Below are 17,738 nucleotides of genomic sequence, written 5' to 3' on the forward strand. Positions count from 1 at the left end.
AATCACACTCTGAAATTCACTAGTTGATTATTTTTAAGTCTATTAGTCAGTTCTTCTAATAGATATGCGCGTGATAGCATGTAATCTAACAATGAAAAAAAGATTTATTGTTTCACTTGATAGATTGTTCAAGCTAATAAGTACCTATTCTGGTTTCATGGTGAAAGCTTGTATACTTTTTGTCAGCAACTGGGCTAGCAACGACTATCGATTGTTTAACCGAAATAACCGCATTCATGAGTTTTGTTGTTTTGAGATTGCTGTTTAAACGGACAGATAATCAATCAATACTTTCTGTATTATTATTTACTAAGTTCCATCAAGCAGCTTAGTAATTTGACGATTGGATAAAGAAATATGCAATCTTACTCAAACTTTGATTTTGTTTCATTCAGGCGCATAATTTTTAGCCTGTGTTGTCGTGAGTTCAAACTTCAATAAAAGATAAATTTTGGCAAAGGACTTTTATCAATCTAGGTGAATTGGTTCATTATGGAATTCACACTATCTAAACCTAACAAATGATTATTTTATTTTCAAGTAGTCTTATTTTTTAGAGCTGTAAAGCCTTTAGTTTTTTAATAGAAATATTATATAGACCCTTGCTGCTAAAGCGATATCTGTATTCAGTTATGGATATATTCCTAAAAAGTAATACACCCTCTTAATATTACAAGTGTTATAATAAGTTATGGGATTCCTGTTAACTATGATCGTTTCGTTGAGTATATGAAATGATTATTAAATTCCTCTAAATACAAATAGTTGATGAGGAAATTTTAATGCTAATAGAGAAATGAATGGCGACCAACTGTGCTCATAAGTTGTCTGAAGATAGAGAGTAATGGAATAAAAAGAGGATTTAATATTAAGGAAAAAACTAATGAAATATAGTTAGCACAGCATGAATCCTATAATTAGATATGCCTTTGGTGTGGAATTAAATGAGAATATTGATGAAGGTTTCAGTAATCCTGAACACACAAAATGGTCAGGGAGCCAAATTGGGAATCGTAACGTTCAACAACTAATTTTGGGTAAAAAAAGAGATCTCAGGAATGATTCCTGGGATTCTCTTATTCGATAAATTATTATTCTAGTGAAATTTCCTATTTATCATCATAAAGTGTTAAAAAAGCCTTTTCTACTTCAATAAAAGCTTTTGAAAGAATTGTTTCCTCATCTACTGGCAGGATAGAGGTACCTTCCGCTCGAACAATAGCAAAGGTTGAAAATCCCATTAATTCAGTAAACATCATTTTAAGATAGTGAGGAGCAAAATCAACATTTCCATAAAAATCTCCTTGTGTATAAATTGAACCACTCGCAAAAAGCAAGAGAGCTTTATAATCATCAACTAGCAGAGGGACAGACATCTTGCCGTTTTCCAGAGGGTCAGCAATGTACCTAAATGTTTCACTAGCAATCATCACGTTGTCTAGATAGTCCTTCATACGAGAGGTCACATTAAAATTATGCAGCGGTGTAACAATCACAAGGCGATGGTGCTCCTTAAACTGCTCTAATAATTTTGCTGATTGTGCCGCAATTTTAAGTTCAGACTCCGACAATTTTTCGTTTGACGCTTGTTTGTTCCATACGCTTAATAATTCTCCATGTTCAATTCGCGGAATATCGGATTCATAGAGAGTTAAAATCGTTAACTCTTCAATTGGGAATCTTTTTTCAAAAAGTTGTACAAACTTTTTTTGTAGTTGGTTTGAAAAATGACTAGAATTAGTATAATCTGGATGAGCATTAATTAGTAAGGTCTTCATTGATAGGCTTCCTTTCCTGCTTTGTACAATAAGTTTAGCATTATAAGGTGTCAAATTGTGGCACCATTAAATCCTCTGGAGGGCTCAGCTTGAAAAAATCAGAACGACTAAATCAAGAATTAATTTTTCTAAAAGATAAGCAACAGTTTAAGATTAAGGACTTAATGATGGAATTTCAGATTTCAAGAAGAACAGCTCTTAGAGATGTTGAAGATCTAGAAAAATTAGGTCTTCCTTTTTATACAGAATTGGGAAGATACGGGGGCTATCAAATTATTAATCAGGCCTTCCTCTCCCCAGTATTCTTTAGTAATGAAGAGATCCAAGCAATTTTTTTTGCACTGAATGCCCAGAGCTTACTTTCCAGTACACCTTTTGAAAAATCCTATGTGCACATTCGTCAAAAATTACTTGCGACGCTTCCAAAGAGTCAACAAGCAAAAGTCAATAAATTACTTGAGGTTGTAAAATTTTACGGAATTGCTCCGGTTAAATATGTGGATTCTCTTGCAGTTATTATGCAATCGATTTTAGAAGAAAAGAGAATACAGTTGCTTTATAAACAGTATTATACTAGAGAAGTTTTGCTGCAAATTGCAGAGCTTTTCTATCGAGAAGGGATTTGGTTTTGCAGTGCACTTGATGTGACAAATAAACAGTGGGGAACTTACCGGTGCGATTATATGGAAGAAATCAAGATTATCGAAAATGCTGAACAAACACACACCCTTCAGGAGTTGCGAGCGTTCCAAGAGTATTATGAAAAAAACTTTCATGATATTTCTTTTCGTTGCCGATTAAGTCCTTTTGGAAAAGAATTGTTTCTAAAACATCATTATCCAAATATGTTGTTGGAGGAGCACGAAGGTGTTTCCTATTTAACAGGAGGATACAACCAAGAAGAACTTGACTATATGGTTCATTATTTGATTTCCTATGGGAAGCATTTAGTTATTGAATACCCAAAACAGCTTCAAGAGAGCTATATACAATCGCTTGAGGCAATGATCTCAAAAAATCATTAAAAGGATAGCTGATTACTGCACTAGCTATTTACCCAAATTTACCGAGAGAGACTTATTTTTAGTATAAGAAATGTAGTACCGATCACCTAGGATAAAGGATATTTCCTTTAGCTGAGGATAGAGGATCACACAATAAAGCTGGACAATCTCATTTTATCAGAAATGATAAACAGGATTCGTTCAGTTTTTTCTTTTTACTCGCTAGAAGGATTTTGTTTTTTTTAATTTGGACAATATGACACTAGCAAATTCGTTATACTAATAGTAATAAGTAATGAAAGCAAGTTAAAAAAGAGCGCGCTTAAACATTTAGCAATATTAGCAGCCAAAGAATTGCAGGAAGGTTCATGCAATTTGTCGTTAGTACTAAAAAGACTTCATGATTGAAACAAAGAATCGTCCTAAACCGTGGCAAAGGTAGCTTTGAAATAAAGCCTTTCTTATCACTTAAACCATTCACTGCAAAGGACCATTCCTGCAAAGCAACTACTGCAACAAGTAAAGATTGCAGGATATACCTTGCAAAAAGATCAACCCTATTGCTTTCTTTTTCAAGCTATGATGGATTCAGCAAGAGAGAAAGAAGGAAAAACAATGCAATTAGTGAACGGCTACAAGTTAATGGATTATGCCAAGGAGAAAGGCTTAGTATTACCAGCCTTTAATACGACAAACTACGAATTAACAGCCGCAATTATTAAAGGCTATCAGTCAACCGGTTTGGGCGGATATATTGCTATTTCTTCTAGTAACCTGAAGCTTTCCAGCCCGAAAATCATCGCCGATATGGTGAAATCAGTTATGCAGGATTGCTCAACACCAATAGCCCTGCATTTGGATCACGGAAAAAGCTTTGAAGATGTGAAGGCCTGTATCGAGGCTGGTTTTACCTCTATTATGGTAGATGCTTCTCATTTGCCTTTTGAAGAAAACATCGAAGAAGTTAAACGGACGGTTGAATACTGTCACTTCTACGGTATTCCAGTAGAAGCAGAGTTGGGAGCGATTAGCGGTAAAGAAGACGATCATGTATCAGAAGGTGATGATAAAACAAATCCGGAAGATATCCAAGAGTTTGTGGAACGAACCAATTGTGATCTGCTTGCGGTTGCCATCGGTAATGTTCATGGTATGGATTTAACTCCAAACCTAGACTTCCCATTGTTGGAGGAAATCGCAAAGCTGTCATCAGTTCATTTAGTCTTACACGGCGGATCAGGCATTCCCTTTGACCAAGTTAGAAGAGCCAAGGAACAGAATCTGATTAAAGTAAATTACGGTTCTGATCTTAGACAAGCCTTCATTCGAACATTTGGTCAAGCCTATGAACAAAATCATAATGAGTTTGACATCATGTCTCTGTCAAAAGACGCCATTATAAACGTGGAAGAGCGTGTTAAAGCGATTATCGCGGAAGTGAACGGGAAATAAATGTAAGAAATAGGGAGGGGAACCAACGTGTTGAATAAGCGCCAAGAAGCAATCTTAAAAGAATTCGAAAAACACAGCCCCTCTTTTTTAACTGCTGATTACTTTGTTACTAAATTTAATGTAAGTATGCGTACGATCCAATCGGATATTAAGAGTGTTCGAGAATACTTGACTGCTAAAGACCATGCAGAGCTCGTTTCGGTATCTTCTAAAGGGAGCAAGCTGATCATCAATGACCAGCTTGCCTATCAAGAGGAGTTGGATAAAAGCAACGGTCTGGTTGAACAAAATCAGTCAGATCGTGTCCGGAAATTGTGTGTTTTACTGTTGCACCAGCGAGGGCCCATCAGTCGGCAGGTTCTGCTGGACCAGTTGTTCATTGCTCCATCTACTCTTAATTCAGACTTGAAAGAGGCAGACAAAGTACTGGAAGGCTATCAGCTGGTAATTGAACGAAAAAGAAATGCTGGTGTCGTAATTGTCGGCACGGAGTACAACAAGCGAAAATGCTTGCTGAAGCTTGGTCATATTGGGATTCATCAAGAGCAAGAAAATTTGTCCAGCTACGACAAGCTTCGTCAGGGAATTGAAAAAATTTTAGTAAGTGTTCTATTAAAGCATCATTTTCACATTTCCGAGACATTGTTTCAGAACTTGATTGTTCACATTGAGATGGCGATTAAGCGAATGAAGAGTGGTTTCTATGTGGGATCAAGGGAAATCGATCAAACAGGAGATTTTGAATCGGAAATTGAAGTCTCAAAGGAAATCTTTTTCCGACTAGCTGAACGCTTTCCCTTCACGATATCGCAATCAGAAATTGTCAATCTAGCCATTTATATCAAAGGCAAAAGCGACTACGAGAACGATGATTACATCTCTGAAGAGGTCAATACGTTTATTCTATATTCTCTAAAGGAAATTAATGAGAAATTTGACATTGATTTTACACAGGAAATTGATTTACGAATTTCGTTAGCTCTGCATCTGATGCCTTTATTGACCCGGATTGAGTACAATATTCAAAACGAAAACCAGTTGTTGGATCATATCAAGCAGTCGTTTCCATTAGGCTTCGACATTGCAGCCTATATGTGCTTGCTGCTGCAAGAGACGGTGGATAAACGAATTCAAGAAGGCGAGATTGCTTATCTGGCGATTTATTTTAACCAATATCTGGCTAAGTACAATGACATTTCAGGGAAAAAACGAATTTTGATTATTACCAGCCTAAAGCGCAGCGAAAGTGTCTTGTTAAGGCAACGGTTTGCGACTTGGTTTGCAAATGAAATTGTGATTTTGACCTTATTAAACACCCATGAAATCGGTTCGATCGACGTGGAAGATTACGACGTCATCTTTACAACTGAACAAACAGAGCTGACTGAACAAATGGGTGCCATATTGATTAGTTTCTTCCCTAGCGAAGCCGAATATTCCAAAATTAAGCTAGCGATTGACGGATTTAATGACAAATTTGAGATCGTTAATTTATTTGATGAACAACTCTTTCAATATGGGAAATTTTTAAGCAAAAAAGAGGTGTTGGACAAGATTTGTTCAAGCTCAGTCACCAAAGTCAATGATAAAGTATTCCAGCTAAGAGAAGCAGTGGATTTGAGAGAGGGTCTAGGCAGCAGTTATTTTGGTAATGGTATTGCTCTGCCGCATCCGATCAATCCTATAATGGCAGAAACTTTTGTATCAGTGATTTTGCTGGAGGATGAGCTGATCTGGGACACTGACGGTAATAAGGTTCGATTGGTCATGCTGGTGGCCATTGAGAAAAATAATGCAAAAGTTTTTCAGTTGTGGAATTATCTTGGAAAGATTATTCAAGAAAAAGGATTTGTTGATCGGTTGGTAAAAGATCCTACCTTTGATAATTTCAAGGAAAACCTTTCACAATTGTTGGATGAATATATTTAAAAAATAGGAGGATGGAGAATGAAATATATATTTGTATCTCATGGAGATCTGGCCAAAAGTATTCTGGGCAGCGCCCAGATGATTGTTGGCGAACAATCCGATGCCAAAGCTTTTGGGCTGTATCCCACTGACGATATTGGGGGATTAAAGGATCAGATAAAACAAGCAATTGAAGAATTTGGCGGGAAAGAAGACATTATCTGTTTTACCGATTTGTTCAGCGGCAGTCCATTTAATGCAGTGGTGGCACTGATGGGAGACTACCCAATTCGCCATATCACTGGAATGAATTTGCCGATGGTATTGGAGGCCTTTATGATTCGGATGAATGATGAAATGACGGCTGAAGATATTTCAACTAAACTTTTATCCCAAGCACCAGAAACATTCATTGATGTGAATAACTATTTAGGAGTTAATTTGGAGGAGTAGCCGTTCATTTTTTAGTAACAGTACTAGTATAAAAACAACCAATATGTAAGGAGCGAGAAATATGAAAAATATTGTATTTGCACGAGTAGATGATCGATTGATTCACGGGGAGGTAGTAACTGCATGGACGCCAACTTATAGTATCAACCATATTGTGATCATCGATGATGTCGTAGCCAGCGACCCCTTCCAAAAACGTATTTTGAAAGCGCTGGCACCTACCAAGGTTCGCGTGGACGCTTTTACCACTGCAGAGGGAATCGAAGAATTGAAGAAGCCTTTCAATGAGAAGGAACGTTGCTTATTGCTGACTAAAACACCGATTACTTATGCCAAGCTAGTTGAAGGTGGTATCGAGCTGCCGCAGGTAAATCTAGGTGGAATGGGTATCCGCGATGAACGCAAACCATTCATAAAAAATGTTGCCTGTGATGAGGCCGAAGTAGAAGCAATTCGTCAAATGGTAGACAAAGGCGTACATGTCTTTTATCAGCTAGTACCAGAACAACGATTAATTGAAATTACGAACTTATTGTAATTTATAAAAAAGGAGGAAAAATGTATGTCTGTCTTTCAAGCATTTTTATGTGGGGTAGTGTATTTCCTGGCTATCGGGAACCTGCCGTTTGTTGGGTTATGGTCGCTGCAGCGTCCGTTAGTTTGTGGATTGGTAACAGGTATTATTTTAGGCGATCCGTTAATGGGGGCGATGACGGGTGCTTCGATTAACTTAGTGTATTTAGGCTTTATCTCTGCCGGTGGATCAATGCCAGCGGATATGGCACTGGCTGGTATTTTAGGAACAGCGTTTGCTATTACTGGTGGTCTAGATGCTAAAACAGCTTTATCAGTGGCTGTACCGATCGGCTTGTTAGGAACGATTGTCTGGTATGGTCGGATGACTTTTGGTTCTGTATTTGTTCACGTGGCAGACAACTATATTGAAAAAGGTGAGTACCACAAGATATGGCGTGCCAATGTATTGTTTCCACAGTTGATGACTGCGTTGATGACAATTATTCCCTGCGGATTAGCTGCATACTTTGGTGCTAGTTACATCTCAGGTTTTATTGAAGCACTAAGTGGTACTGCACTGACAATATTTACCGTTATTGGTGGCATGATGCCGGCTCTTGGGGTAGCGATTACCTTGCAATACATCTTCAAAGGTGAAGCACGTGTGTTCTTATTCTTAGGTTTTATTTTAGCAACTTATTCTGGTTTAGACCTATTACCGTTGGGTGTGATCGCAGGATTAGCAGCACTTATTTACGTACAGGCAACAAGTCATAAATCTGATTCAGAGGAGGATGAAATCTATGAGTAAAGAGGTTGAAGGAAGCTTGATTCGCAAAAAGGATTTATTCCGCTCTTGGCTGATTTGGGAAAACTTGCCGCAAACTTGTTACAACTACGAACGCATGATGGGACAGGCTGTTGCACACGTATTTGTACCGATCTCCAAACGCCTGTACAATGATGATCCAGAAAAGAAAAAAGAAATGATGAAACGCGAAATTGAATTTTTCAATGTTCATATCGAGTTTGGTTCTTGTATTATTGGGATGATCATTGCTCTAGAGGAACAAAAAGCGAAGGGTGTAGCGATTCCCAGCGAATTTATTACTAGTTTGAAAACTTCCTTGATGGGTCCATTATCAGGGATTGGCGATACAATTTTCCAAGGGGTATTAATCCCGATTTTGTTAGCTATCACTATTGACTTAACTTTAAAAGGAACTATCTGGGGTTCCATTATTTATGCGGTAGCCATTATTGCCATTGCTTGGGGTATGAGCTATGCCAACTTCATGTTTGGGTATCGAGCCGGTGCAGATGCTGTGATGGATTTTCTCGAGAAGGGAATTCTAAACAAAGTATTGCGGGGTGCAGAAATCATGGGTTGTATGGTTATGGGCGGCCTGATTTCCAGCTATGTAAAAATGCATGTAGCATTGGAAATTGCTAGCTCAACGACCACCTTTAAAGTTCAAGAACAATTCTTAGATGCGGTAATGCCGAATATCCTGCCATTTGCCTTTACTATGTTGATTTACTGGTTGATGAAGCGCGGATGGTCTTCATTGAAGATCATCGGCTTGATTGTAGTGGTGGGTATTGTCACTGGTTTCTTAGGAATTTTAGGCTAGACAGGAGATTTTTAGATGAAAGCAATAGTAGAAATCGGGGTTAAGCAGTTGGAAATTCAAGAGCTGCCGACACCTGTGATTGAAAAAGATGAAGTCTTAATGAAGGTTCGCAGCAACGGCTTATGTACCAATGATATTCGCGATTATCTGGGGGATACGGTCTATTCCTTCCCTCGAATCGGCGGTCATGAATTTAGCGGGGAAGTGGCAGAAATTGGTTCTGCTGTGAATCCAGCACACTTCCAAGTTGGCGATCATGTGGTGAAATATATTATTCCTGCTTGCGGCGAGTGCCATTATTGCAAGATTGGAAGAGAAAATCTGTGTATCGAAGTGGCATCCTCTTCAACGTTTCAAAATCCAGAGGGTATCTCCGGTTTCATGGGGATGGCTCAATACGTCGCAGTTAAAAGTAAGGACTTGTACAAATACCCGAAGGAGGTTCCTTTTACTCATAGTGCCTTCACTGAACCGTTAGCTTGTGTTGTCAATAGCGTCGAACGGGCGAATATCTTATTCGGTCAAGATGTTTTGGTCATCGGCGGTGGGGTAATGGGGTTGATGCACGTGATGTTGGCAAAGCTGCAAGGAGCACGAGTACTTGTCAGCGAGTTAAATGAAGAACGGCGAAGCCTTGCGGAACAACTAGGGGCAGATGTTACCTTCGATCCAACTGCTGTTGACGCGGTAGCCTTTGTCAAAGAGCAAACGGAAGGGCGCGGAGCCGATGTGGTGTTCAATACCACAGCTATTCCAGCGATTGCCCAGCAGGCAATGGAATTCACAGCAACAGGTGGTCAAACGTTTATGTTTAGCTCCTTGCATCCAAACGATCCAGTACCAACTAATATGGGCGCCGTACATTCCTATGAAAAAGTAATTACGGGGACTGTTAGTCCGACAATTCGTACTTTCTATCGTTCAATTCAATTGATTGCTAAAGGACTGGTAGATATCACGCCATTGCTTGATAAGACCTTTGACTACACAGATGCAGTAGATGCTTTTGAGTATGCACTACGACCAGAAACATTGAAGACTATTATTACCTTCGACTAAATAGAAAGCAGGAGCAAGTATGAAGCCGTCCATTTATATTGGGTTAGATATTGGGACCACATCAATTAAGATTTCTGCGGTTACCCAAGAATTGACACCAGTCTATGAAATGCAATATGCGTATGACTATCTTACTCCTTGTAAAGGCTGGACAGAGATCGATCCAGATACTTGGGTAGAAATTGCCTTGGAAGGGCTGAAAGAGCTCTTCCAGCACGTTCCTGCCGAAACGGTCGCAGGGATTGGGATCACTGGCCAGATGCACACGACCGTGTTTGTAGACAAACACGGTTTTTCTGTCCGACCAGCCATTATGTGGAATGATAATCGTACCAAAAATAGTTTGCCAATTATCAAACAAACGCTGACAACAAATCCTCAGACTGCTCACATAGCTAAAATTGTCTCAACCGGAAGTCCTTTAGCCAGTTTGCTTTGGGTAAAGGAAAATGAGCCAGAAAGCTATCAGCAGATTAGCAAATTTTTGATTGCTAAAGATTATATAAAACTGAAGTTGACTGGAACCTATTCGACCGATTATTGCGATGCCTCTACTTCTTCTTTATATGACTTAACAACGGATCAATGGTCAAAAGAGGTGCAGGAGCTGTTCGAGCTTGATGCTGAAATATTCCCGTCGATTCAACCAGCATCAACGGTTGTTGGCATTTTGACCCCCGAGGTGTGTGAACGACTAGGGATTGAACGGCAGTTGCCCGTTGTATCAGGAACGGGCGACAATGTAGCATCGGCTTTGGTGTCTGGCAGTTTTAAACACGATCAGCCGTTGGTTTCTTTAGGGACCTCGGGGGTAGTAGTAATTCCTAATAGTCAGCACCAGTTAAAAAAAGTAGGAAAAAATGTGGTTGCCAAAATTACTAAAGACGACCGATCAATCATCACCCAAGGAACCGTTCAGGCGGGAGCAAAGGTAAACAGCTGGTGGTTGGAAAATATTTTGTATACGAAGGAATATGCAAAAGAGCAAAATCAGATTTCTAAGGAATTATTAGGCGAAAACGATGTCCTTTTCTTTCCTCATATGAATGGAGAAAAAACCTTATTTGCTAATCCACATCTAAAGGGTGCCTTTGTTGGCTTAAGTCTGGAAACGACGAGAGAAGAAATGTACTTAGCTGTGCTGGAAGGATTAGCCTTCGGAATTCGTCAGCTGTTCAAATCAATGCGAAATGAAGATCAGCCAGAATATTTTACGATAGTTGGAGGAGGCGCCAAAAGTGATTTGTGGATTAACCTATTTGCTAATATTCTCGGGTATCCCATTAAGCGTGTGTTAGTTGCACAAGAAGCAGTTCACGGAGCTGCAATTTTAGCAATGATGGGTGTGGAGGGGTTCGTTGATTTTCCCGAGGCAGATTATCAGTTGGTTCAGCCAGACCCGATGCTTGTAAAAAAATACAATGGGCGCTACCAAAGCTATCTAAAATTGACACAGCTGTTTCTACTTGCAGGAGGTGACGAAAATTGAAAGAATGTCTGATATGCAAAACATCTTTACGTTTCATCAAGTTTAAGTGTGCGGATGGCTATGTCTGCAAGGATTGTTATGAGAAAGCCAGTCAAAATTTCAGCCAAACTATCAAGAATAGAACCAAAGAAGAATTGCTTAAACAGTTTGACACAGCTATCGAAGTTAAAGAAGAAGCTACCTTTGAGATTTCCCGTAAAATTAATCAGCTGCTTCTTTTCGATGATAAAAACCAACAATTTTGTCTGCCTAATCATAAAAAGTACACCAAGGAGGACTTAAAACCGGAAATTTATCCTTTTTCAGCTATCATTGATTGTCAGATGATGGAAGAGCAGTTAGAAAAAGTAGTGAAGAAAAAGAAGCAGACGCTAGGGTGTATCAAAGTTGTTCTGACTCTTAATCAAGGGAAAAAAGTGACACGAGCTATCTGGCTGATTCCCAATTTTATTAATACAACCAGTATGCCATATCAAACCATGAAATCCTTAGCTGAGAATGTTGTGAACGAAATCAATCAGTCGAGAGAGGGAATCTTATGTTAGCAGATTTAAAAGAAGTATTGGTCAAAGCCCGATCAGAGAAAATTGCGATTGCAGCCTTCAATGTTCCTAATTTGGAAATGGTGCGAGCTGCTATCTCAGCAGCTGAGCAATTAAACCTGCCAGTGATTCTACAGCATGCAGAAGGCCATGACAGCTTGATTCCTTTAGAAGAAATTGGACCGATTATGTTGCAATATGCCAAACAGAGTAAGGTACCAGTAGTCGTTCATTTAGATCATGGGAAAAGCTTTGCGGCAATTGTTCGTGCGATGAAATTAGGTTTTACTTCAGTGATGATTGATGCTTCGGACCTTCCCTTTGAAGAGAATATTGCCCGCACAAAGGAAATTGTCAAAATTGCTCATAGTTTAGGTGTGAGTGTCGAAGCTGAATTGGGCCATGTCTTCACCTCTTCTTTAGGTGGTGGAGAAGGAAGAGTCCCCGATGATGATGAAATTGGTAAAATCGATATCTATACTGACCCGGCCCAGGCCAAGCAATTTGTGGCAGCCACTGGAGTTGATTGCCTAGCCATCGCCTTTGGAACAGTTCACGGGATCTATCTAAATGAGCCGAAACTAGATTTGAATCGGGTGGAGGAAGTTTACAAGGAAGTAGGAATCCCTTTAGTAATGCATGGTGGTTCAGGTGTCAGTGCTGCAGATTACCAAAGTGCAATCGATAAGGGAATCGCCAAAATCAACTACTACACCTATGCAAACAAAGTAGGAGGGGCTAAAACAAAGGACTTTTTAGCCGAAACATCGCAGGAATACTTTTTAGAAGATTGCGTAGTTGCAGCAACTGAAGCGGTAAAAGCAGATTACTTAGACGCTATACAAGCCTTTAGCAGAAATAAAAAGAATTTACAATAGGCTGACTAAATCTGTCGCTTGATGACTGAATCAGCACATTTTTCCCAAGCATGAGAGCTGTAAAAAATTTGGCTCTACAATATCTAGTGTTGGTGGCAGCAGTTGTCGCTAACACTTTTTTGTATACTTCAAAAAGCATTTGTTCTACAGTAAGTCCAAAAAGATTCCAGTGAGATAGAAAAAGCCCTCTCCCAATACTAAACCAATGCTGATTTTCAGATCACATCATGGACAAATGGAGTGGTATTTTTACGAAGAAGGACAAAAATATAGATAAAGTATTTGAACGATTCTACAAGAATGATGCGAACAAAAAGGTGTGCATAGTTAAGAACGACTTTTAGCTTAACTGGTTTGCAGTGATTATTTGAGAGGGAGTAAATGGGTTAAGAAGCCTTTTAAAGGTTCATCCTTAGCTACTTTTCCAGCAGTTCAGTATAATGAACTTGAATGGAAACACTTAGCCGAAAGGATGATGAAGGAATGACACTAACAACAGATATTTACTATCACGGAAAAGAAAAGAAACATTCTTTCTTTGAAGGCTGGTACTTAAAACATCAAGTAGAGCAACATGCTTATGCTTTTATTCCAGGGATTTCTATTGAGAGAGATGGAAGTAAACACCCTTTTATTCAAATTATACATGATGAAAGTTCCCATGTGATTCATTTTTCTGAGGATGAATTTTTTGCTGAAAAAGATCGTTTTTATGTGCGGATTGGAAACAATGTTTTCGGAGAAGAAGGAATTTCGTTGGATATCCAGGATGAGAAAGAAAACCTGTTTATTTCAGGTCAACTTACGTATGGTCCGTTTTCTCCAATTCAACGCAGCAAATTTTCCCCAAGTATAATGGGTCCTTTTTCTTATCTAAGCTTTATGGAATGCTATCATGGAATTTTAAGCATGTCACATTCTCTACAAGGGAGTCTCCAATGGAATGACCAAAGGATAGATTTTTCTAGGGGAACAGGCTATATTGAAAAAGATTGGGGAACATCATTTCCTAAAGCTTATATCTGGTCACAGTCGAATGAGTTCCAACCAAAGGATGCTCAGTTTTTCTTTTCACTGGCAGACATTCCTTTTATAGGTTTTGAATTTTTAGGATTGATTTGTGTGTTAGTTATCGACGGAAAAGAATATCGAATTGCGACTTATTATGGAGGAAAAGTTGACTCAATCACGCGCGACAATGACCAACTATCAATTATTCTTAAGCAAAAGAATAGGGTACTAAAAATAACTATTGATAGTAAAATCGGCCACGATTTGATGGCTCCAAGTCAAGGTGAAATGAATCGGATTATCCGCGAAAATGCGAATACAACCATAAACATTGAGCTTACTGAACAAGGAAAAGAGTTGTTTAAAGGTGAAGGTCGGATGGCGGGCTTTGAAGAGGTAGGACAGGTTGGTTCTTTCAAGTACTAATCGGAATAGCTGCTTTTGCAAAAGTATTTTAGGGATTATTTTTGTCGTAGATAAGACTAAATGTAATGAACAAAAGAAGGCTTGCCAATAGTGTACTTAGATTTTATAAAAAGTCCCTATCCTCTGACTTTATATAGTAAGCGGATAGGGATAACAGGTTATTTTTCGGTTGATTCTCTGAGTACTAATGATACTGGTGCAACAATGGGTTGCCCCGTTTCAGTTTTGTTATCGATCAGATTTATCCGATTTTCCACAGCTTTGAATGCGATAGTATCTGTATCTTGCTTGATCGAAGAAAGCGTTGGGGTGGAATAACGATCCTAAGGCATATCATTGAAGCCGATAATTTTTATTTCAGAGGGCACATCTTTATGCATTCTCTTGAGTGCAACGATCAATTCTAAAGCGATTAAGATTGATTGCAAAAAGTCCATCTGTATCTGGAGTAGCAGTAAGAAAAGCATCCAGCTCAGAATTGAAATGTTCAGATAAAACGTCTGTAATGAAAACACTCTGCGTAGTGTCAAAACTGAAATTGTTCTTCTTCAACGCTTCTTTGAAGCCATTATGCCGCTCTTTTACGGATGGTGATTTCCGTTTATGCATGACGGTCACAAGATGTGTCAAGCTGCTTTGAATCAGGATCTAGGTTGCCTCAAATGCACCTTGATAATGATTTGAGGAGATAAAGATCGTATTCTTTTTATTCAAAGGTTCTCTATCGATGCAAATGTAGGGAGTCTTTTTCTCCGATTGACAATAATCGAAACCGAATGGAAAAAGTTCTAAGAGTCGTTGGAATTATCTATCGTTAAAACAACTCTTTTCGTTTTAGTAGTTGTTTTGTTAAGTAAACAATATTACTAGAGTATCTCATTAAAGAGATAATAAACTAACTATCAGAATTATTTAAAATAGTATGACGTAAAATAATTTAAGTATTAACTGATTACCGATATACATGAACAAAATACAAATACTTAGGTGGAATTTTTTTATTTTTCTTGTCCGTACCAAACAAAATATTTCTATACAATTGGAATCGTTTCCTTTTTTTGGTATAATGAGACTTGGAATTCTTTTGAAAGGAGTGGTTTGTGAAGTGAAAGCTACTATGAAGGATGTTGCAGCATTAGCAGGGGTTGGTGTTGGCACAGTATCTAGAGTAATTAATGGCGTAAAGGTGAAAGAGGTTACTAAAGAAAAAGTGATGGCAGCCATAAGCGAGCTTAACTATGAGCCTGACGAGTATGCCAGAGGTCTGAAAACGAATAGCAGCAATACTATCGCTCTTATTTTACCTACGATTTGGCATCCTTTTTTTTCAGAGTTTGCTTATTATGTAGAGGAGGCTCTTAGCCTAAAAAATTATAAACTTTTTTTGTGTAATGCCGATGGCAATGCGGAGAAAGAAAAAGAATATATCCAAATGGTTAAGCAAAGTAAAGTGGATGGAATTATCGGTATTACCTATTCGGACATTGATAAATATGTATCATCAAACTTGCCATTTGTCAGTATAGATCGGCATTTTTCGGAACAAGTTTCTTATGTTACTGCAGATAATTTTTTAGGCGGACAGATAGCTGCTCAAGAATTACTTAATCGAAACTGTAAAAATTTATGTTATGTTGGGGGTGTTTCGCCTTATCCTAATGAAACGAACAATCGTAAAGCTGGCTTTTATAATATTTGTGAGGAAAATAAAGTAGCTGTGAAGGTGCTTGATATGCCCGAACCAATTAGTAATTTAGACGAGCAATTGCACACTTTTTTCGTTGATAATCCTGAGATTGATGGTATTTTTACTATCAATGATTTCATGGCTTTGGATGTCATAAAAGCCCAAAATAGACTTGGAAAGGAAGCACCAAAGGATTTTCAAATTATCGGGTGTGATGGAATCAAACTATCGTTACAAAGAGACTATTTACTATCAACCATCGTACAGCCAATAGAGGAGATGGCCAAAGTTTCGGTAGAGACGATCGTGGCAATGATTTTGAATGAAGAACCGCCTAAACGGGTGGTATTACCGGTTTTCTTTCATGCCGGAGAGACGACAAAATAGTAAAAATCGTTTTTTAACGATTTTTTTTTGTAGCTATGTTGACAGAAAACGATTTCAATGATATCTTAAAGTCAATAAATTGAAACGTTTCCAAATTAATTTATAAAAAAACGGAAACGTTTCAAAAAAATAGGAGGAACATCATGAAAAAACGAGTGTTAGCATTTGCAGCAATTTTAGCTTTAACAGCTGGAGGTTTGGCAGGATGTGGTGGCAGTAAGGAAAAAGGTTCAGGTAGCAGCGATCCGGGGGAAATTAAAATTTGGGTTCAATTTTCTGATGAAACGCCTGAAGGAAAGGCTTGGTCCGAGATTGTGGACAATTTTAATGATGAATATGCCGGTGAATATAAAGCTGTGACTGAGTACATTCCTCGTAGCGGCAGCGGTGGAGGATACGAAGATAAAGTGAACGCCGCAGTTACAACCAATAGTCTTCCTGATGTTATTACTTTAGATGGCCCCAACACTGCTGCTTATGCTCACTCAGGAGTTATTGCTCCTTTAGATGATTATCTAAAAGATGCTGATATGGATGATGTATTAGACAGTATTGTTCAGCAAGGAACTTATGATGGAAAAATGTATGCTTTTGGTTTCTCGGAATCTAATGTAGGTGTTTATTATAATAAGTCGCTGTTTAAAGATGCGGGCATTACAGAAGATCAATTACCAACGTTGGAGGATCCGTGGACTTGGACTGAATTCCAAGCGATTTGCCAAAAATTGACTGATAAATATAAAACACCTGCAATTGACATGCAAATGGCCTCTGGAGATGAAATGCTGACCTATGCATATACACCATTTGTGTGGTCGAATGGCGGTGATGTGGTTAATGATGATGGAACCAAAGCAGAGAACTATTTTAACGATAAAAAATCTGTCGAAGCGTTGGAATTTCTTCAAGGATTGGTAAAAAAAGAATACACCACAATCAGTCCTATTGAAAAAGGATTCGAAACCGGAAAATATGCGATGCTTTTGAGCGGTTCTTGGACAATGGCAGACTTGGAAGAAAACTATCAAGATATTGACTATGGTATTTTACCTTACCCTGTTTCAGATGCAACTGGTGAATTAGTCTCACCAACCGGCAGCTGGCAATTGGCAATGACTAAAAAAACGGAGAAAAAGGATGCTTCAGCGGCTTTTATTAAATTTGCAACCAATACAGAGTCTAGTCGTATCATGAGTTTAGGAAACAGCGTTCTGCCTATCAGAAATTCAACGGTTGAATTAATCAAAGACGATGTATCAGAAGGAATGAAGGTACTGATTAAACAAAACCAAATTTCTGGACATGCCCGCCCGGTGGTTGTGGCGTATCCGCAAGTGTCCAGAGCCTTCCAGCAAGCGGTTCAAGATGTTAGCTATTTTGAAGAAAATCCGGATGTACAGAAAGTAGCGGATAGTCGTGCTGCTGAAATGCAACAGGCAATTAATACTTCATTGAAATAGATTTTTCTGAAGCAGCTGCTGACAGAAAGAGCCTAGCCAGAGCTTGACGATTTC

The 17,738-nt window shown here is 38.6% G+C and carries 17 protein-coding genes; 14 read left to right on the forward strand and 3 right to left on the reverse strand.

Going from position 1 to position 17,738, the window contains the following annotated elements:
- Positions 1 to 1,109: 1,109 nt before the first annotated feature.
- Positions 1,110 to 1,778, reverse strand: coding sequence for an FMN-dependent NADH-azoreductase (locus IGI49_RS16010; protein WP_429962481.1), 669 nt, complete (start codon positions 1,776 to 1,778; stop codon positions 1,110 to 1,112).
- Between the two features lie 89 nt (positions 1,779 to 1,867).
- Here IGI49_RS16010 and IGI49_RS16015 point away from each other — a divergent pair, with 89 nt between their 5' ends.
- The 12 genes from IGI49_RS16015 to IGI49_RS16070 all read left to right on the forward strand — a co-directional run bounded on the left by IGI49_RS16015 (position 1,868) and on the right by IGI49_RS16070 (position 14,150).
- Positions 1,868 to 2,803: a helix-turn-helix transcriptional regulator gene (locus IGI49_RS16015; protein WP_429962482.1), complete on the forward strand. Its 936-nt coding sequence runs from the start codon at positions 1,868 to 1,870 to the stop codon at positions 2,801 to 2,803.
- 594 nt (positions 2,804 to 3,397) lie between these two features.
- Positions 3,398 to 4,234 (forward strand): class II aldolase, encoded by an 837-nt coding sequence (locus IGI49_RS16020; RefSeq protein WP_429962483.1) that lies wholly within the window; start codon positions 3,398 to 3,400, stop codon positions 4,232 to 4,234.
- A 27-nt stretch (positions 4,235 to 4,261) separates the two neighbouring features.
- On the forward strand, positions 4,262 to 6,163 hold the full coding sequence (locus IGI49_RS16025) for a PRD domain-containing protein (RefSeq protein ID WP_207700569.1): 1,902 nt from the start codon (positions 4,262 to 4,264) through the stop codon (positions 6,161 to 6,163).
- Between the two features lie 18 nt (positions 6,164 to 6,181).
- Positions 6,182 to 6,595, forward strand: coding sequence for a PTS sugar transporter subunit IIA (locus IGI49_RS16030; RefSeq protein ID WP_207700570.1), 414 nt, complete (start codon positions 6,182 to 6,184; stop codon positions 6,593 to 6,595).
- Between the two features lie 61 nt (positions 6,596 to 6,656).
- Entirely contained in the window at positions 6,657 to 7,133 is a 477-nt protein-coding gene (locus tag IGI49_RS16035) for a PTS sugar transporter subunit IIB (RefSeq protein ID WP_207700571.1), read from the forward strand.
- Between the two features lie 24 nt (positions 7,134 to 7,157).
- Positions 7,158 to 7,922: a PTS mannose/fructose/sorbose/N-acetylgalactosamine transporter subunit IIC gene (locus IGI49_RS16040; protein WP_207700572.1), complete on the forward strand. Its 765-nt coding sequence runs from the start codon at positions 7,158 to 7,160 to the stop codon at positions 7,920 to 7,922.
- Positions 7,915 to 8,745 carry a PTS system mannose/fructose/sorbose family transporter subunit IID gene (locus IGI49_RS16045; protein WP_429962484.1) on the forward strand — a complete coding sequence of 277 codons (831 nt, stop codon included), beginning with the start codon at positions 7,915 to 7,917 and terminating at the stop codon, positions 8,743 to 8,745. The genes IGI49_RS16040 and IGI49_RS16045 overlap by 8 nt, the downstream gene beginning before the upstream one ends.
- Before the next feature lie 15 nt (positions 8,746 to 8,760).
- On the forward strand, positions 8,761 to 9,804 hold the full coding sequence (locus IGI49_RS16050; RefSeq protein WP_429962485.1) for a zinc-dependent alcohol dehydrogenase: 1,044 nt from the start codon (positions 8,761 to 8,763) through the stop codon (positions 9,802 to 9,804).
- Between the two features lie 19 nt (positions 9,805 to 9,823).
- Complete coding sequence (locus IGI49_RS16055; protein WP_429962486.1) at positions 9,824 to 11,293, forward strand: xylulokinase; 1,470 nt, start codon at positions 9,824 to 9,826, stop codon at positions 11,291 to 11,293.
- Positions 11,290 to 11,838 carry a DUF4428 domain-containing protein gene (locus tag IGI49_RS16060; protein WP_429962487.1) on the forward strand — a complete coding sequence of 183 codons (549 nt, stop codon included), beginning with the start codon at positions 11,290 to 11,292 and terminating at the stop codon, positions 11,836 to 11,838. The genes IGI49_RS16055 and IGI49_RS16060 overlap by 4 nt, the downstream gene beginning before the upstream one ends.
- The gene (locus IGI49_RS16065) at positions 11,832 to 12,713 is read left to right on the forward strand and encodes a class II fructose-bisphosphate aldolase (protein ID WP_429962488.1); all 882 of its coding nucleotides are present in this window, start codon (positions 11,832 to 11,834) and stop codon (positions 12,711 to 12,713) included. The genes IGI49_RS16060 and IGI49_RS16065 overlap by 7 nt, the downstream gene beginning before the upstream one ends.
- Positions 12,714 to 13,196: 483 nt before the next feature.
- Entirely contained in the window at positions 13,197 to 14,150 is a 954-nt protein-coding gene (locus IGI49_RS16070) for a tocopherol cyclase family protein (protein ID WP_429962489.1), read from the forward strand.
- Positions 14,151 to 14,308: 158 nt separating this feature from the next.
- On the opposite strand, the gene IGI49_RS16075 is transcribed toward IGI49_RS16070, so the two are convergent.
- Together IGI49_RS16075 and IGI49_RS16080 are read right to left on the reverse strand one after the other, a co-directional pair.
- A complete protein-coding gene (locus IGI49_RS16075; RefSeq protein ID WP_429962490.1) occupies positions 14,309 to 14,407 on the reverse strand; it encodes a hypothetical protein in 99 nt (32 codons plus the stop codon).
- Positions 14,408 to 14,522: 115 nt separating this feature from the next.
- Positions 14,523 to 14,759, reverse strand: a complete 237-nt coding sequence (locus tag IGI49_RS16080) for a hypothetical protein (RefSeq protein WP_429962491.1) — start codon at positions 14,757 to 14,759, stop codon at positions 14,523 to 14,525.
- A 496-nt stretch (positions 14,760 to 15,255) separates the two neighbouring features.
- On the opposite strand from IGI49_RS16080, the gene IGI49_RS16085 reads away from it, so the two are divergent.
- Positions 15,256 to 16,224, forward strand: a complete 969-nt coding sequence (locus IGI49_RS16085; protein ID WP_207700579.1) for a substrate-binding domain-containing protein — start codon at positions 15,256 to 15,258, stop codon at positions 16,222 to 16,224.
- 143 nt (positions 16,225 to 16,367) lie between these two features.
- The gene (locus IGI49_RS16090) at positions 16,368 to 17,684 is read left to right on the forward strand and encodes an ABC transporter substrate-binding protein (RefSeq protein ID WP_429962492.1); all 1,317 of its coding nucleotides are present in this window, start codon (positions 16,368 to 16,370) and stop codon (positions 17,682 to 17,684) included.
- Positions 17,685 to 17,738: the final 54 nt, after the last annotated feature.

This window comes from Enterococcus sp. AZ071 (assembly GCF_050499065.1).
Classification (GTDB): domain Bacteria; phylum Bacillota; class Bacilli; order Lactobacillales; family Enterococcaceae; genus Enterococcus_A; species Enterococcus_A ferrettii.

What these genes read in the sequence shown, in the direction of transcription:
- IGI49_RS16010 (WP_429962481.1), bottom strand. Translation starts at nt 1,778, where the DNA reads ATGAAGACCTTACTAATTAATGCTCATCCAGATTATACTAATTCTAGT.
- IGI49_RS16020 (WP_429962483.1), top strand. Translation starts at nt 3,398, where the DNA reads ATGCAATTAGTGAACGGCTACAAGTTAATGGATTATGCCAAGGAGAAA.
- IGI49_RS16030 (WP_207700570.1), top strand. Translation starts at nt 6,182, where the DNA reads ATGAAATATATATTTGTATCTCATGGAGATCTGGCCAAAAGTATTCTG.
- IGI49_RS16035 (WP_207700571.1), top strand. Translation starts at nt 6,657, where the DNA reads ATGAAAAATATTGTATTTGCACGAGTAGATGATCGATTGATTCACGGG.
- IGI49_RS16040 (WP_207700572.1), top strand. Translation starts at nt 7,158, where the DNA reads ATGTCTGTCTTTCAAGCATTTTTATGTGGGGTAGTGTATTTCCTGGCT.
- IGI49_RS16045 (WP_429962484.1), top strand. Translation starts at nt 7,915, where the DNA reads ATGAGTAAAGAGGTTGAAGGAAGCTTGATTCGCAAAAAGGATTTATTC.
- IGI49_RS16050 (WP_429962485.1), top strand. Translation starts at nt 8,761, where the DNA reads ATGAAAGCAATAGTAGAAATCGGGGTTAAGCAGTTGGAAATTCAAGAG.
- IGI49_RS16055 (WP_429962486.1), top strand. Translation starts at nt 9,824, where the DNA reads ATGAAGCCGTCCATTTATATTGGGTTAGATATTGGGACCACATCAATT.
- IGI49_RS16065 (WP_429962488.1), top strand. Translation starts at nt 11,832, where the DNA reads ATGTTAGCAGATTTAAAAGAAGTATTGGTCAAAGCCCGATCAGAGAAA.
- IGI49_RS16070 (WP_429962489.1), top strand. Translation starts at nt 13,197, where the DNA reads ATGACACTAACAACAGATATTTACTATCACGGAAAAGAAAAGAAACAT.
- IGI49_RS16080 (WP_429962491.1), bottom strand. Translation starts at nt 14,759, where the DNA reads ATGCATAAACGGAAATCACCATCCGTAAAAGAGCGGCATAATGGCTTC.
- IGI49_RS16090 (WP_429962492.1), top strand. Translation starts at nt 16,368, where the DNA reads ATGAAAAAACGAGTGTTAGCATTTGCAGCAATTTTAGCTTTAACAGCT.